Source organism: Klebsiella sp. 141240 (assembly GCF_050600805.1).
In the GTDB taxonomy this organism is placed as follows: Bacteria; Pseudomonadota; Gammaproteobacteria; order Enterobacterales; family Enterobacteriaceae; genus Klebsiella; species Klebsiella aerogenes.
Map to the genome: position 1 here is coordinate 1 of NZ_JAQIRK010000029.1, position 16,357 is coordinate 16,357.

Here is a 16,357-nt window from a genome sequence, read left to right on the forward strand (position 1 = left end):
GACAACGGTAGTGACTCTAATTGCTCACTGCCATTGTCGTCGTGTCTATTGAGAGCCTTATCAGTGCACCTGAAAAGCAATGACAACGGTAGTGACTCTAATTGCTCACTGCCATTGTCGTCGTGTCTATTGAGAGCCTTATCAGTGCACCTGAAAAGCAATGACAACGGTAGTGATTCTAATGGCTCACTACCGTTGTCACCGTGTGTATTGAGAGGATGGTCCACTTAACTGGACGTATATGACAATGGTAGTGACTTTAATAGCTCACTACCATTGTCGGTGTGTGAATTGAGAGGATGAGCAGCTCAGCTGTACGTCCATGACAATGGTAATGACTTAATGAGCTCACTACCGTTGTCACCCTGTTAATTAAGAGGCTCATCTGCTCTTCTGGAAGGCTATGACAACGGAAGTGACTTGCTGGGCTCACTGCCATTGTCGCCGTATGAATTGAGAGGATCATCCGCTCTTCTGGATGGCAATGACAACGGTAATGACTTAATAGGCTCACTACCATTGTCACCCTGTGAATTGAGAGGATGATCTGCTTAACCAGACGGCCATGACAACGGTAGTGACTTTCTGGGCTCAATACCGTTGTCACCCTGTGAGTTAAGAGGTTGACCCGCTCTACTGGACGGCCATGACAACGGTAGTCACTTTCTGGGCTCACTACCGTTGTCACCCTGTGAGTTAAGAGGTTGACCCGCTCTACTGGACGGCCATGACAACGGTAGTCACTTTCTGGGCTCACTACCGTTGTCGCCATATAGAATGAGAGGAGCATCAGCTCAACTGAACGGCAATGACTACAGTAATGAGCTGGATGAAGCATAACCATTGACATCTGGCCCAACCGGAAGCCGTATTCGCCAATCCAATCGAGATTCACAATGGCCGTGACTCGCCGCATTAAGTTCCGGTGTCCTCCCAAAGCTGAACGCACACTCGGAGGACAATGACAATGCCAGTAAGGTACACATCATTACCATTGTCACTATAGCTACCAGAGAAGCCGGGATTTGAATGTCGATGGTAGTGAGTGGGTCAACTCACTGCCATTGTCACCCCGTTACGATATTTTCCGTTGGATGTACTGGCCAATGAAGTAAAGCGTAGAAACCGGGTGTTAACAGGTGACTCAGGAGAAAGCGTTGAATTTCGCAATCTCGATCTACATAGGGTGGTAGAGAACAATGACAACGGTAATGACTTTTGACTCATTACCGTTGACGTGAAAGAGCGGGCTGGGACTAACGAAAATCGAAGAAGTAATTTAGCACCCGGAGCCTAAACCGCCGGGTTAACTTTAGCTGGCGTTGCTGTTCTTTTTCTGGCTTCGAAGACTACGAATATAGCGCAGTTCTTCAGCGGTTAAATCATGGACGGTAAGAACATCATCGCCGTCAATCGGGTCAGCTGGTGGGCATAACTCACCTTCTAAAACAGAAGACCCTGAGTTCTCTTCTTCATCTTCAACCACTTCTAAAGGAGGCTGAGTATTGTTCAAATTCAGATCGGGATCCCGCTTATGAATCTGGAAGTATACTTTTCCGTCTTTCTTAATTTCGGTGTACTTGAGGTATCCTATCGATGCCAACTCTTCAAGAGCCTTTCTCACGGTAGCATTCTGACTATTTGCTCGTGTTTTGAGGTTCAGACGATTTTTCAGCCGAGTAAGGGATATCGGTATAGGATTTGGCGGTAATGACTCTATGAACGTATAGAGAGCCTGGGCGCTTTCCTTCTTGGCCAACTCCTTAATTGCCTTCAGCTGCATCAAAACCTTATGATCGTATTGATAGAGCTCGAAAATCTTAGGATCAACCTGAAGGACAACCTGATCTGATTCCGGGTCTAACAGGGCAGACTGTACCAGATGCGTTGTATAGACTTTGGACGAGTTATTACTGGTGAACGACAAGGTAACGGATGCTAACCTGCGTAAGGAGGCGTCTATACGTTTTCTGGACGCTGTAGATGAGCGATAATTTTCAGGCGTACATAGCTTGAGGAATTCAGTGAATTTTAAGCTTATCGTGTCATTGTTAATCGGATGATTGGCATAGGTTCGAATGATGCCCATCCACGTCTTAAAATCTACTGACATATTAAGACGCTCACCGACAATTGAAATATTGGTGAACCCCTCGCTCTCCATTAAAGAGAGCGTCTGTAACTCTTTCGTTGCGTCAAAGCCAACCGTTTTATATTCCCGATTTTGACGCCCCACACTCTTTGGTGATGGGACGAACAGCCCGAGCCGCATCAAAGCAATAGACTGCACCGTACGGTTGCTGTTAGGACGCAAAATGATGTCTTTACCTGATTCTTTCTCTCTAACAGAGAAAGCCCTGGTGACCAGGTCCTGCTGCTCAGTATCTTTCTCTTTAGTCATAATAAGTTATCACTGAATGTGTAAACAGATTGGTGAATAGTAAGCCCCAGCGAACTCTATGTCACTGGATGGATCATTGTGATGATCCATATCTGTGCATAAGTTCTACCTAAAAAAACGACTCCACTCATTAAAACTTGGCAAAAACTCTTTGCATACAATGACCTGCAACTCTTATCAACAACGGATCAGATCAAGTTAAAAAGATCTAATGAAAAGTCACTACTATTGTCGCTCTGATCACTACTGATGTCAAAAAACTCATTACCAACGTTATAATAATCACTACTAATGTCAAAATAATCACTACTGTTGTCACTGATCACGTCTCAGGCCTTGTGCCGTCTGGCCTGGAGGCAGCGGGGATCTCTTTTGATCTATCAGGAACACTAAGGTACTAATTATTGGAACTACCTTGTGGAAAATGGGGATAAATAAATGCTTAGTTCTTATACAGGTCTCAACTTGCCTCCCTGATAAAAACTGTCGTCAAAGCTAAATCACAGCCACAGGCATTTTCGGTGGATAAATTTTTGAGAAATAGAAGCATACATGCAGACTCGTGTCGCAAGTAATTGAAAGTAATGATTTATTTAAATAATGCGAGTCACCTTACCTCACAGTGGAAGTTTAAGTCTAACCTCACTACCATTGTCACTTAAAATCATTACCAACGTCGAAATAGTCTCTACCATTGTCTTTTAAGTCACTCCCGTTGTCACTTATGTCGCTACTGTTGTCAGTGACAATGCTCCAGCCCAGTAACCATGCGGCCTACAGCGTACCGGGATCTTCTTTGTACTCTCTGGCACCTTTGGGATCATTTATTGGATCTACATGAGGGATAAAATCTTTTGACGATTTCGTAGTGCAGTTATACCAGCGACTTAGCAAGACAAAAGCTGCAATTTAGTGACGAGTTACTAGTCTGCCCAACAAGAGCAATGCAGAGAAGATATGTGGTGAAATGACCATGGTAGTGAGTCTAATCACTACCATGGTCCGCAGTAAGCGTTACTTACGCAATGAACGTCGGACTGATTTGCAACAACATGGGCTACGGCGCATCAGAAGGCGGCCGTTGTGCTTCAGCAAAACAGCCCTGCTTTATTTTAATTCTTCAATGTTAATCATGAACTCAGATCTGCCAGTAAGGCCGGATACAGCAGGGAAAATAGGAAAGCTACGGCTGTCCCCGAGCCCCAAATCCAGTTGAAGCTCTTTGCTTTCACCTGGCATCGCAGAAACGCCATTTACAGTCACGCCGAATGCAGCGTCCTTACGGACAGTAAGCACTGCGTCCTGAAGCCCTGTAGCGATTGAACCATCCTTTTTACGCAGCTGGCTGGCATACAGAACAGCCAGAGCAGTATTGTCAGATGTTTTGAGAGAAGCATTGACAGCTAAGGTTTTCAGATTCTCTAGCCTGACGAGATTGTTTGGAAGGTAGTTAAATTCGACTGAGCTTTCTTTAACGTTGTTCATCTCATCTTTGGCCTGAACTGTGAGAGTGTATGTTTCGCCTTCATTAAGAGACGGAAAGATCTTGGGATAATTAGGTGCATACAGGTTGTTTCCCAGATTCACCCAAGACAATTCCACCGCATCAGAAACAGGGCCACCGCGAAGAGTCATACGGCTTAAGGATGGTTTAGTTAGAGCATCGGTGAGCTGTATACGGACGTTCTCCAGCCCATATACTGTTACGTTTTTGCTGATCGGTTTTCCTTCGTAGCTAATACTTACAGATGGTGCTGTATTATCAACGACAACTGTTTGATAAGGGAGGTTACCGGTATTGTTGAATGTATCTTGGGCATTAATCACCACGTTATAACTGCCTTCTGGTACCTCTTTCATGTTGAACTCATACGTGTAGTTCCCAGACGCCATATTTCTACCTGTTTGTTTGCCGGTTACGCTTATTTCTGCGTTGTTACGGTTTTTATCTGACAACCAAACTCGATTTACATAAACATGGTCGAAATATGAACCATCTCCAGGTTGATTCACGTAAACCTGGAGAATGTTGGTGGTTTCATTGTAATCAAATCCAGTGACGGAGGGACCCAGTGTATGCCAGGCTATATTCTCCCATATAGGGGCAAAGAAGGTTGCTTCGGTGGTTGACCTTACTTCATAGCCACTATGAAGATAACCGGTAGTGCCATTTATAATATCCTGGGGCAAAGAGACGGTACAGGTTGTTGAGCCAGCTGGAATACTGCATGTTGCTCCGCCAGTGATTTTTTGATCATATGGCCTGGCCTGTACATTGAATCGGATATTAGTAAGTTTTATAGGCATATCAGATGCCTTGAACAGGTTCCAGTTTACGCTGTTGAACCATGTTCCATCAGCCTTTTGTCGTTCTATGGGTGAACTTCCCCAAGCCGGACTCTTTACAGAGGCAGGATCCCAGTTGAGCCAGCTGGCATACTGACCAAGATCTCCTCCAGACCATTGATATGTATTCACAGGTCTATAGTAGTTTCCATCTAAGGCACCCTGTGGCAGCTTAACTTCCACGTAGACATAGGTGGCATCTTCGGAAAGGACCTGTACTCCGCCATAGTTATTGGTAATGCTCATGCCACCATTTCGATATGGCTTCCAGTTAGTTCTTGGGATACGTATAACCAACTTGTAGGGGTTTTCCAGCACTGTAAGGCCTCGTTTAAACGGGACGTATCCCGAAGAAATGCCGGGTACAACACTGGTGCTTACACGTGAGTCATGAACTGCAAATGGCGTAAATTCTCCCATTTGATCGTCATATAAAAACCGCTGGGGAGGAATGTTAAGCGTATTTCCTGCCAGGTCCGTAACGATGAAATTGAAGGTGAATTCTTCATCAAGATCACTTGAGGGCATGCCAGCCTGGGTGTTCATATCTTTAATCCACGGATAGAACGCACGTTTATTGGCTGTGTCATAACTCAGGTTATTGTCGGAGACCACAGAACCATTACTTCGTTTAATGACAAGACGGATCTTGTCAATTCCACTAGCATCCTCAATACCGTCTGCAAATATAGAAAACTGGCCACTACCGCCTCGGCCCAACTCCCAAAGTGGCCCAGAAAGTACCATGTCGTAACCTGCGTTTTGACTCGGATAAATACTCTTATAGCGTGGAGGAGTTGTATCAACGATGAAATGATAAGTAGATGTGCTCACTACAGTCTGGCGAATATCCAGAGTTTCATTGACTACAGTAAAGGTCCCTTCTCCGAGCGCCGGTAGAACCATATCCTTTCCATAGTATTCTGTTCCATCGGCAGCAACGATACGATCTGCAACGCTCGTTTTGGTCGAGACGGAGGAATACATAACCTTTTTATCGCTGTCTCGTGTGACCGTCACTCGCTCGTACCGATCAAGACCCGATATCAAGTTCAGAGTCAAAACACCAGCGGGATTAAGATATGTTTGTGTTGCAGGTTTGATATTCCGAACAGCCTTATTGGTATCTGTAAATGAGTAGCTAAATACCTGAGCATGTGCCGAAGATACAGTAGCAAGGGCAGTTGCAACCATGCAGCCAATTAGAGTTTTACGCATATGATGCTCCGGGAATAGGTTATAGCCTTATTCTACGGATTCAGCCTACAAGGTCCGGTCGGATAAAGTGATAATTTGCCTGTTAAAAGAGACATCAAGTGAGAAAGCAACCAACGTACAGAATGCAAAATGGCGGCAGTGCATCTGGATGACGCAAAAGTAACTTTTTGTATCCACTTTTTTGGATTTTAGCCTTCAAAATGAGTATTCAACCAATCATAAAAGTAACTTTTGATAGACGCTGCTCCTTTATGTTTGCCAATTGTGCTGATATGTTTGTAAATTCAAGGAAGCGAGATTTTAAAAGCATCTGTTGAGTCAAATTTATGTAAAATAACAGGGAAACCATCACTTCTAGGTTGAGGAAACCCAATGTTATACATGCTCTTATGCTGTTTTCTGATGCTCAACAGTACATTCGTTATGTTCAGAGCAATGTCTGCAATAAGTAAAGGATCCGCTAAAGAAAACCGGTCTGAAATATCGCTGATAGTCCTAGCAACACTTGGAATCGCATCACCATTCATTGTCGCAATGATTACTATTAATGAAAGTATGACATCTAAAACAGTAACAGATTTTTCTTTGGGTGCTCAGTGGTACGGAATGGTTTCAGCGGTAGCGCTAATGGGGTTATATGCTCGACGCGTTTGGAAAGAGAAGAAGTCCTTATTTACTGGCGCTTTCCTGGCCTCTTCCTTAATGGCCTTTATTTTTACTGACAGCCTTGTTTTCGTATCCCAGAAGGACACCGGCGTTCTGGCTACTTTCGTACTCGATAAAAACGCTGGAGATATTGATTGTAGTCGCCCGGCTATGATTGTCCATTACAGTAAAGGTGTTCCAACGGACTGGCGTTGCCCAACCAGTATCATGTTGATGGCGTATTCTTCATATCCTTTTTTACCCTGGCCTGAGTATAGCCATGGTACCAGCCAGTCTCTTACGGTTGTTATTGATACATTTATGGAAAACGCTGTTAATCTCAGCCAAAAATAAAAAATAAACCTCACTAGTGAGAGGTTTTATAAACCTGAGCCACCAATCTAATTAACTCTATATTTTTGTTTTAGCTTTTTTAAAGATAGACTTGGCTTTGTTGAATAAATCGAACTTTTGCTGAGTTGAAGGATCAGATCACGCATCTTCCCGACAACGCAGACCGTTCCGTGGCAAAGCAAAAGTTCAAAATCACCAACTGGCCCACCTACAATAAAGCCCTCATCAACCGTGGCTCCATAACTTTCTGGCTGGATGATGAAGCTATTCAGGCCTGGTATGAGTCGACAACGCCTTCATCACGGGGAAGACCTCAGCGCTATTCTGATCTCGCCATCACCACCGTTCTGGTCATTAAACGCGTGTTCAGGTTGACCCTGCGGGCTGCACAGGGTTTTATTGATTCCATTTTTACACTGATGAATGTTCCGTTGCGCTGCCCGGATTACACCAGTGTCAGCAAGCGCGCAAAGTCGGTTAATGTCAGTTTCAAAACGTTCACCCGGGGTGAAATCGCGCATCTGGTGATTGATTCCACCGGGCTGAAGGTCTTTGGTGAAGGCGAATGGAAAGTCAAAAAACACGGCAAAGAACGCCGTCGTATATGGCGAAAGTTGCATCTGGCAGTTGACAGCAACACACATGAAATCATCTGTGCAGACCTGTCGCTGAACAATGTGACGGACTCAGAAGCCTTCCCGGGCCTTATCCGGCAGACTCACAGAAAAATCAGGGCAGCCGCGGCAGACGGGGCTTACGATACCCGGCTCTGTCACGATGAACTGCGCCGCAAAAAAATCAGCGCGCTTATTCCTCCCCGAAAAGGAGCAGGTTACTGGCCCGGTGAGTACGCAGACCGCAACCGTGCCGTTGCTAATCAGCGGCTGAGCGGAAGCAATGCACGGTGGAAATGGACAACGGAATATAACCGTCGCTCGATAGCGGAAACGGCAATGTACAGAATGAAGCAGTTGTTGGGAGATTCACTGACGCTGCGTGACTACGATGGTCAGGTAGCGGAAGCTATGGCCATGGTGCGTGCGTTGAACAGGATGACAAAGGCTGGGATGCCAGAAAGCGTGCGTATTGCCTGAAAATCCAGCCAGCTCCAGGGTCGTTCGCACGAAATCTTATTTATTCAACAAAGCCCATCTCATCTTCTAACACGCTTCGGTAAATGGTCTTGGCCGAGAGTGTGCCCGGTAACGAGTACTCAACATAATTGTTTGAAACTCTTACCGATTTAGGGATTTTACCACTGAGCTGGGTTTCATTCGTTGAAGGCATTACAGTTACTTTAATCACAGTTGCCGGTGACCAGAAATCCTGATAACGCACTTTATGAATTTTATCAGCTCTAAGGCCTAACGTAAGCGTGCAGTGAGAACCGTATTGACGAAGTGAAGCTGGTCAGGCAGGCAGAGTAACCCGCCACGGGAGCAGAGCACCCACCCGGTTCACAGGCCAGTCGGCGATGACATCAAGTACATGATGCAGATAGCGTTCCGGATCCACGCCGTTTAATTTGCACGTCCCGATAAGACTGTACAGTGACGCACCGCGCTCACCACCATGATCCGAGCCGAAGAACAGCCAGTTTTTTCTCCCCAGACTGACCAGTCGTAGGGCGTTTTCGGCAATGTTATTATCCACCTCCACCCAGCCATCTTCTGCATAGCGGGTCAGCGCCGGCCACTGGTTCAGCGCATACCCGAACGCCTTCGCCAGTTCTGAGTGCCTTGAGAGGGTTTTCTGTTTCTCCCGCAGCCACCCCTCCAGTGACGCCAGCAGCGGCAGCACTTTTTGGTGCCGGACTGCCTGCCGTTCCTCTGCTCTTTTACCTCTGAGCTCCGACTCGATGGCATACAGCTCGCCGATCCGTTTCAGCGCCTCCTCCGTCAGGGCTGACGGGGTACGGACGTGAACATCGTGGATTTTTCGGCGGGCATGGGCCCAGCACGCGGCTTCCTTTATATGGCCGTCGCGGTAGAGCTCGTTGAACCCGGCGTAGGCATCAGCCTGCAGTACGCCACTGAAGCCTGCAAGATGGGTCTGAGGGTGGATACCTTTTCTGTCCGGGCTGTAAGCGAACCACACTGCGGGGGCCAGCGCTGATCCGGCGTTGCGGTCGTCTCGAACGTACGTCCATAAGCGCCCGGTCTTCGTCTTCTTATTGCCTGGCAACAGCACCGGGACAGGCGTATCGTCAGCATGGAGTTTGCCGTCGGTCAGGACATAGTGCTGAAGGGCTTCATCCAGCGGTGCCAGCAGACGACAACACGCATCCACCCAGCCCGACAGTACAGAACGACTCAACACTACACCCTGGCGGGCATAGATCTCCGACTGGCGATACAGCGGTGTGTGCTCTGCATACTTTGAGGTCAGCACTCGGGCCAGCAGCCCCGGTCCGGCGATCCCCCGTTCGATGGGGCGCGAAGGAGCCGGGGCCTGAACGATGCGATCGCACCGACGGCAGGCATGCTTTTCACGGACTGTCCGGATAACCCGGAAGGCGCTGCGCATCAGCTCCAGCTGTTCGGCGGCATCCTCACCCAGGTAACTCAGCGAACCACCGCACTCCGGGCAACACGGCTCAGTCGGCAGCAGCCGCTTCTCATCCCGTGGGAGTGACTCAGGGAACGGTTTGCGGGTGCGGGTCTGACGCAGCGGGCGCTGCACTGCCGGGTCATCCACCCGGCCGGTCAGCGTATCGCTTTCCTGCTGCAGCAGGTTCAGGTCAGCTTCCATTTGCGCGATACGGCGGGATACCTTTTCGGAACGACTGCCGAAGTTCATCCGGCGCAGCTTATCCAGTTGCGCCTGCAGATGGTCTATTTCGCGTTCCCGGTTGCTCAGCTTTTCCTGCAGGGCGTGGATCAACGCTTCCTGTTCGGCCAGGCGCTGTTTCAGCAGAAGGATGTCGTCAGAAGAGGTGTCGTTCATAAGCCTGTATTTTACCAGGCTTATTCTGCGACAACCAGGATAAAGAGCGCTACAACATGGTCAGGGATGTCAGTAACCGCTTTGGCTGTCGCCAGTCGATACCTTCCATCAGCATCGCCAGTTGCGCCGGCGTCAGGAACACTTTGCCATCGCGGGCTGAGGGCCAGGCGAAGCGACCACGTTCCAGTCGCTTTGTCAGCAGGCACAGACCATCGCCGGTGGACCAGAGCAGTTTTACCTGACTGCCGCTGCGTCCCCGGAAGATGAAGACGTGGCCGGACATCGGGTCATCTTTCAGCGCGGTCTGCACCTTTGCGGCGAGGCCATTGAAGCCGTTGCGCATATCGGTGATACCGGCAACCAGCCAGATTTTTGTGCCTGCGGGAAGATTTATCATACAGGCCCCCGCATCAGTTCGCGCAGGACAGTGCTCATGAGTTCAGCAGAGGGATGAGTCAGTGTTATTTCTCCTCCCCGACATTTTATGTGGCAGGTAGCGGGAGGAGAGCAGGATGGTAGTTCGAAGGTTGGGAGAGAAGAGCCCGCCTGAAGCTGCACGGGTATCAGGGCAGGAAGCGACGATGAGTTTTTTCGGGGCCGACAGACCCGCCCTTCACGCTGCCAGAGCCTTATCCATTTAAAGAGCAGGTTATCATTGACGTCATGTTTCCGGGCCAGTGCGGCAATACTGCCTTCTTCTTCAAGAGCCAGCCTGACCAGTTCCATTTTGAATTCAGGGGAATAGTGTTTCCGGGGAAGTCTTTCTTTAGCGCGCATGAGGTGTCCACCTGCAAAATAAGTGGGTGCTTAAGTTACAGGATCCTGGATTCGGGACCAGACGGTACTCAGACGACGCTTACGGCCTAACCACACATTTCCGGCGATAAGAACAATAAGCAATCCATAAACTGATCGTCGAATGTTACGCCTTTTAATCACAATGTCCCCCATCCCTCAAATATCATTCTAAATAACTGCACCAGGATATCATGAGCGTAATTAATAGAATTCTTCATAACCGGGGTTTTCAGTTGAGTTTGCGGACTCTTTACTTTGCGGTTTCTCACCCTCTAGTTGAGTATCCCTGACAGGCTTGGATTTACCCATGCTCCTCTGAAAGGTATCCATAACAAACTCAATATCTTCTTCTGGCAGGCTGGTGGGTTGGTTGCTCATAGGACTTCCTCTTGTTGAATACGTTCGGCGTACAGGATGCGAACCGAAACGGTCGTGTTTTCAAACTCGTTCTCAAAAACGTCCATCCATTCCGTCCGGAATTCTTCCCCCAAAAGGTTATCGAGCCCCTGAAGAGATAATGGAAGAACGGCTGCTAGAGATCCCCCGGCTGCGAGATGAGATGCAGCTGCCTGGAGATGCAGCCTGGCCCGGTTATCGGCAAAAGGTGGGTTCATCACGACATAATCAAACTTCTTCTGTTGATTAGACTTAGACCATGTGAGGAAGTCAGCTTCTGTCGTATCGTATCCCTTAGCCCGGGAGATAAGGCAATTCAAAGTATCAAGCTCGATGCCAGTAACGATCACACCGGCAGGGAATGATTTAAGCAAATCCGCATGGCCAATATTAGGCTCCAGGAGGGTATCCCCTTCCCCTGCACCAAGCAGGGAAGATACATATTCGCTGATTCGGCAAGATGAAGGGTAAAACTGATGCGATACAATATCAGGCATCTCCCCTATCTGGCCGATGTAACGAATAACCTCACACGGATCATAGGAAAATGTCACATCGTATTTTGTTACTGTTGCCCCTAAGAACCGAAGGGTGTCAGCGGCAACACTCGAAGATTTGCGTTCGGCGAGAGACCCTAAAGATGTCCAGCAACTCCATTTATTGTCCCCGTCATTTTTAAACATCAGTTCAGAAAGCTGCATCCGGGTATCAAAGTCGATGCACTGCTTAAGTACAGGGAATGCCTCCAAAGATTTCTTGCTATGAGCCATACGGTCGGCAGGTAATGCCAGCGGTACGATAGCTGATAAAATATTGTTAAGCCGCTCGGCGATATCAGGGTGGACGTCAATATGCATTGATCCATTTTTGTAAACCCTGAAACGAATACTGTTGCCATCGATGCAGATCCATTTTCTGAACCCCTCATGTTCGACCAACGCCTCAACCAATGATTTGGTGTTATGGATCGCCTTCACCTGTTCGCCACGGAAGAATGCGCATATAACGCGGAGCTCGCTCAGCGGTGAAATGCCAGACTCTTTAAAATCCACCCTTAATTTCTGCCAGGGGTATTTAGACGGCTCGCAAACTCCGGTAGTGATCATGCGGGTGGAGAACCCAAAAGCTTTGTTTGTCTTGTGACTGCGGCTCAGAGACTGGAAGACGTCGTAAACCCTTTCTTTAATAAATTGATTGCGGTCATTAAGCAAAGCAACGACTGTGCCCACTACAGCGTCAGCTGTGAAATCAGGGATCACCTGAGGCGGCATAATATAACGGTCGGCCGTAAACTGCTTATCCCATTCGTTACGTTTGGCATCCGACATGATAGGCAAAACATCAGTGAGTGCCATAACGCGTTTCCAGTATTCTGATCTCAGAGCGTTTTCTGCGAACAAAGCATCCGCTTCTGAGATGCTGTGGTTGTAGCCTGAGAGATAAGAATAAAGTTTCTGGTGATTGTGGGTTTTGAACTGGACAGCCATGAGTTTCAACAAGCAGAGTTCATCATTATAGGACTCAACAAGATCCGCGATAATGCCGAGCTCTTTGCGCATATCTGGAAGAAATGTTTCAGGAGAGCTAACCACCAGGCTATGAGAGGTTGTTAAAGCCAGTACGCTGTGACCTGCATTATCGGGTTTAGCTTCAGAATCAAGAGATGACATTTTACCGGTCCTTTAGAAAAAACTTTTACCAGGATAGCAACGTCGCTCAGTAACCTAATAGGTTCAGTGACACGAAAAAGTTTTTTATGTCTCTGAATAAAACTTAAAGATGTCAACTCATAGAAAGAAGCAAAAAAAAAGCCCCGCATAAACGGGGCAAGAACGATACATGGAGGTTTAAAAAAGGCGGGCAAAAAGCCTGAATCCTTAATGACTCTGACAAAACCAGCACTTTGCCAAAAGTAAATTATTCTGCGTCCGGCTGTGGGTCAGTATCCTGATCGGTCTCTTCCCCTGCCTTCTTAGCATTTTTTTTACGTGGGTATTTTGGCTTCTCACCATTAAGTTTTGCCTGACGATTCTCCGCACGGCGAAGCTGCTTGTTCTCTGATTCTGTGATCTCTTTTGAAAGATTTCTCAACATCTCCAGAGTACTGCGGTTCAACGTAATGTTGATTTCTTCGTCAGCACTTGAATCTGTCAGCTCCGGCAATTCAATATCCCCCAGTTTCTGTAATAAGCTGGTGGTGATGAGTTTGACGCCTTCTACGGCTTTTGTGGCAATAACCGGCGGAATCCGTGCTGGCTTGAAGTCTGAAGGTCTGACTCGTACCTGACCATGTTGGGTTTTTTTCACCGTGATGCCATTCGCATCGGCCTGCTCAAGTTCTGCGATCATCTTCTTGATACGTGAAATTGCTTCTGTTTCGCCGAGCTCATCGATCAGTGAAAGCACGTTAACATACGAAATAGCGTCAGCATGAATCCATTTCTTGATAACAACAGAACAGGTTGTCAGGCGGATAAGAGAACTGATGGTCGTCGGGCTTTTATTTTCACGTTGAGCAATTCGTTCGAGTGACCAGCCAGCAAGAGAATGTAGGCGACGATAGGACTCGCCAAGCGCAACAGGAGAAAGCGCAAGACCACGGTTACCATCAATGGTCGCGAGCTCACAGCCAATTTCATCTTCTTTAATCTCAACGCAAAGGATTGTGATGTCATGATCTTCATCACATGCCATCATTGCGGCTTTTAAACGGCAGTGCCCCTGGCGAACAAAAGGTACCCCATCAATGACACGTACTCGGATAGGGTCTACATAGTCACCTCGAATGTAGGCATTCTTGATGTTGTAGATGTGTTCTTCAACCTCAGGGAGCTTATAGTAATCGTCACCCATTCCCATTTCGCGGGAGTTGAAGCCTGGCGTGACCTGAATTACTGAAGGGTGGATAGCCCATGCTTTCTGGTCACTTACTTCAGTACAAAGTTCAGGGTTTGCATCACGGAACTGTTTAAGCCCAGTGACGTAACGGCCTGTGCCAGTAACTACTGAAAAGGCAACATGGGCCGTTTTAAAGACCTTGTCATTAGCTTGCTGTGTAGGTTCTGTCAGTAAAACACTCATAGGGGCTCCGTTACATTTTTCTGCTTACTTTCTGCGTAGCGGGGATACTACCGAAAAAAAAATTCATAATTTTTCGCAAAAAAGGTACTTTTTGAGCCTATTCTGATTTTTTACAAAAAAAGGTGGCTCCCCATTACTTGTGATGGCATAAAAATCGCTTCATAAACAAATACATAAATCCAAAACATAAAGTTCAGGTATAAGTGAGGAAAAATCTTATAAATCCGAAATGCTGAAAGTCAAAACTGTGCGTCTTAAACAACTTTTTTTTGCTCCCTAAGTTATTAGTTAAAGCCCGTGGTTAGGTACGATACCAGCACCTAAATTTCTCTCTCAGGTATAGACACTTTGACTCGACATCTCAGACACATGCCGATAATCAAATGGGCTGGTGGAAAAACGAAACTGATGCCTTTCATCAGCCATCACTACCCACACGATCATAGTTGCCGGTGGGTAGAACCCTTTATAGGCGGTGGTGCCGTTTTTCTGAACATGTTTGCACAAAATGCATTGCTTGCAGATAGCAATCCAGACTTGATCAACCTATACAGGACTATTCAAAGACAGAAAACTAACTTTATAAATCAGGTCCAAAACTTGGCGGATAAAACCTTTGTCGAAAAGGACTACTATGAGATGAGGGACCGTTTCAACAAAACCTGTATTTCTGGTCAATCGCTTCAAAGAGCGGCTTTGTTTTACTCCCTGAATCGCCTGGGCTATAACGGTATGTGCCGCTATAACTCAGAAAGAATCTATTCAGTGCCGTGGGGGAAACATACAGAACTGAAGCTTGACCTCAATAAAATAGACTACCTTTCATTTCGTCTTTCAGGTATTGAACTGATCACCGCTGGTTTTGAGGAGACTCTGGCCGCAACCGGTGAAGGAGATCAGATTTACTGTGATCCGCCATATGACAAAACAAGCAAAACTAGTTTTGTCAGTTACGATGGTAAACCGTTCAGCCAAAGCGACCACGTGCTGTTAGCAAATATGCTCGTTGACGCTCACAGAAAAGGCGCTGCTGTTGCGATATCAAATAGCCTGACATCATTCACTTTGGGCCTCTATGAAGAGCGTGGATTCGTCATACACAGACTCAGCGCTTACCGATCCGTAGGAAGTAAGCCGAATACACGGAAAACGGAAACAGAAATACTGGCCGTGCTGAAATAGAGTAAATTCTAATCAACTGGGCTAATCCATTCCTCAAAAGTTAATACCTCAGGGTAAGTTCGTTGAACATAAGGTATAAACTGAAGCTCTTCTATTCTCCGGTCGCCCCTCTTTCCTTCGCAAATAAATGAAATGAGTCCTTGCTGAGAAAGGCCAGTAAGGACGCTCATAAGTCTTATATTTAGACTTTTAAGCTGTAAGTCGTTATTAATGTCCTCCACTTTATGAGAGCTCTGGCCTGAACGTTTAAGATACTCGTAAACCATGAAATTCGAATTTCGTCGTTTTAACAATTTTTCGGTTATGCATTCCTGAATGAAGTCGCCAAGAGCATCTAAAAGCGGACTGAGAACTACCGGGAAAGTTAATGTGTAACTTTGAGAAGTTTTAGACAAAGTGAATGAGTTTAGAAAGCTAAAGTTTAGTCTCTTTTTTGAATATGGAACATAAGCGACAAGAGTAGTCGACATAACAGTAAGTAAAGCTTCAAGATGGTTCACTGTTATTAAAGTGGCTTTATCTGTATTTCTAAGATTATGGAAATCAATAAACGCTACTCTTGAACGGCTAAGCCAATCTTGTACTTTAATGTCGATAGAAAATTGCGAGATATGATTTGAACATTCATTTTGGGTGATAGGGCATGCAGACGAAAGATGGTTATGGATTATCATGCATAGCACAAAAAAAGGAAAACGGCAGGCTGTGGGGCATTGAAAACCGGTTAAAGAAAGCTTAGACGTTTCATATGCGCTTACCGGAAAAGTAACTTTTCTTAACGTTGGCTTTGACGATGTTCTTGCATTTTTACAAATGAAACCGAGACCCAGATCATTGTGCATTTTAAAGTCCATCTCCATCATCACCTTTTAGCCTTAACTGTATGGTATTGGTATACAAAAAATTAAAATTATAATTAATAAGATTATCATTTTTTTACAATAGAAAAGGTTCTGATAGAGGAGAATTTAAATGTAAAAGATTTATACT

Annotated in this window: 12 protein-coding genes; 3 read left to right on the forward strand and 9 right to left on the reverse strand. The window is 46.4% G+C overall.

The window, feature by feature from the left end; translation table 11 throughout:
- Positions 1-1,312: 1,312 nt before the first annotated feature.
- Together repHI2 and PGQ95_RS25135 are read right to left on the reverse strand one after the other, a co-directional pair.
- Positions 1,313-2,401, reverse strand: coding sequence for an IncHI-type plasmid replication initiator protein RepHI2 (gene repHI2, locus PGQ95_RS25130; RefSeq protein WP_000159529.1), 1,089 nt, complete (start codon positions 2,399-2,401; stop codon positions 1,313-1,315).
- Positions 2,402-3,508: 1,107 nt separating this feature from the next.
- Positions 3,509-5,965, reverse strand: a complete 2,457-nt coding sequence (locus PGQ95_RS25135; protein ID WP_001572417.1) for an Ig-like domain-containing protein — start codon at positions 5,963-5,965, stop codon at positions 3,509-3,511.
- 372 nt (positions 5,966-6,337) lie between these two features.
- On the opposite strand from PGQ95_RS25135, the gene PGQ95_RS25140 reads away from it, so the two are divergent.
- The gene (locus tag PGQ95_RS25140; RefSeq protein WP_000966519.1) at positions 6,338-6,964 is read left to right on the forward strand and encodes a hypothetical protein; all 627 of its coding nucleotides are present in this window, start codon (positions 6,338-6,340) and stop codon (positions 6,962-6,964) included.
- 125 nt (positions 6,965-7,089) lie between these two features.
- Positions 7,090-8,058, forward strand: coding sequence for an IS5 family transposase (locus PGQ95_RS25145; RefSeq protein ID WP_000654806.1), 969 nt, complete (start codon positions 7,090-7,092; stop codon positions 8,056-8,058).
- A gap of 316 nt (positions 8,059-8,374) precedes the next feature.
- Here the strand turns inward: PGQ95_RS25145 and tnpC are convergent, their stop codons facing one another.
- The 6 genes from tnpC to PGQ95_RS25175 all read right to left on the reverse strand — a co-directional run bounded on the left by tnpC (position 8,375) and on the right by PGQ95_RS25175 (position 14,185).
- On the reverse strand, positions 8,375-9,910 hold the full coding sequence (gene tnpC, locus PGQ95_RS25150; RefSeq protein ID WP_001000406.1) for an IS66 family transposase: 1,536 nt from the start codon (positions 9,908-9,910) through the stop codon (positions 8,375-8,377).
- 49 nt (positions 9,911-9,959) lie between these two features.
- The gene (tnpB, locus tag PGQ95_RS25155) at positions 9,960-10,307 is read right to left on the reverse strand and encodes an IS66 family insertion sequence element accessory protein TnpB (protein ID WP_000609174.1); all 348 of its coding nucleotides are present in this window, start codon (positions 10,305-10,307) and stop codon (positions 9,960-9,962) included.
- Entirely contained in the window at positions 10,304-10,687 is a 384-nt protein-coding gene (gene tnpA, locus PGQ95_RS25160) for an IS66-like element accessory protein TnpA (protein ID WP_001201739.1), read from the reverse strand. Before tnpA ends, tnpB begins: the two co-directional genes overlap by 4 nt.
- A 222-nt stretch (positions 10,688-10,909) precedes the next feature.
- Positions 10,910-11,086, reverse strand: a complete 177-nt coding sequence (locus PGQ95_RS25165) for a hypothetical protein (RefSeq protein WP_000070863.1) — start codon at positions 11,084-11,086, stop codon at positions 10,910-10,912.
- Positions 11,083-12,774, reverse strand: coding sequence for a DUF4942 domain-containing protein (locus PGQ95_RS25170; RefSeq protein ID WP_000096324.1), 1,692 nt, complete (start codon positions 12,772-12,774; stop codon positions 11,083-11,085). The genes PGQ95_RS25165 and PGQ95_RS25170 overlap by 4 nt, the downstream gene beginning before the upstream one ends.
- 247 nt (positions 12,775-13,021) lie before the next feature.
- Positions 13,022-14,185 carry a hypothetical protein gene (locus tag PGQ95_RS25175; protein WP_000114859.1) on the reverse strand — a complete coding sequence of 388 codons (1,164 nt, stop codon included), beginning with the start codon at positions 14,183-14,185 and terminating at the stop codon, positions 13,022-13,024.
- Between the two features lie 369 nt (positions 14,186-14,554).
- Here PGQ95_RS25175 and PGQ95_RS25180 point away from each other — a divergent pair, with 369 nt between their 5' ends.
- Positions 14,555-15,367, forward strand: a complete 813-nt coding sequence (locus PGQ95_RS25180) for a DNA adenine methylase (protein WP_001121575.1) — start codon at positions 14,555-14,557, stop codon at positions 15,365-15,367.
- An 8-nt stretch (positions 15,368-15,375) separates the two neighbouring features.
- On the opposite strand, the gene PGQ95_RS25185 is transcribed toward PGQ95_RS25180, so the two are convergent.
- On the reverse strand, positions 15,376-16,230 hold the full coding sequence (locus tag PGQ95_RS25185; RefSeq protein ID WP_000970402.1) for a hypothetical protein: 855 nt from the start codon (positions 16,228-16,230) through the stop codon (positions 15,376-15,378).
- Positions 16,231-16,357: the final 127 nt, after the last annotated feature.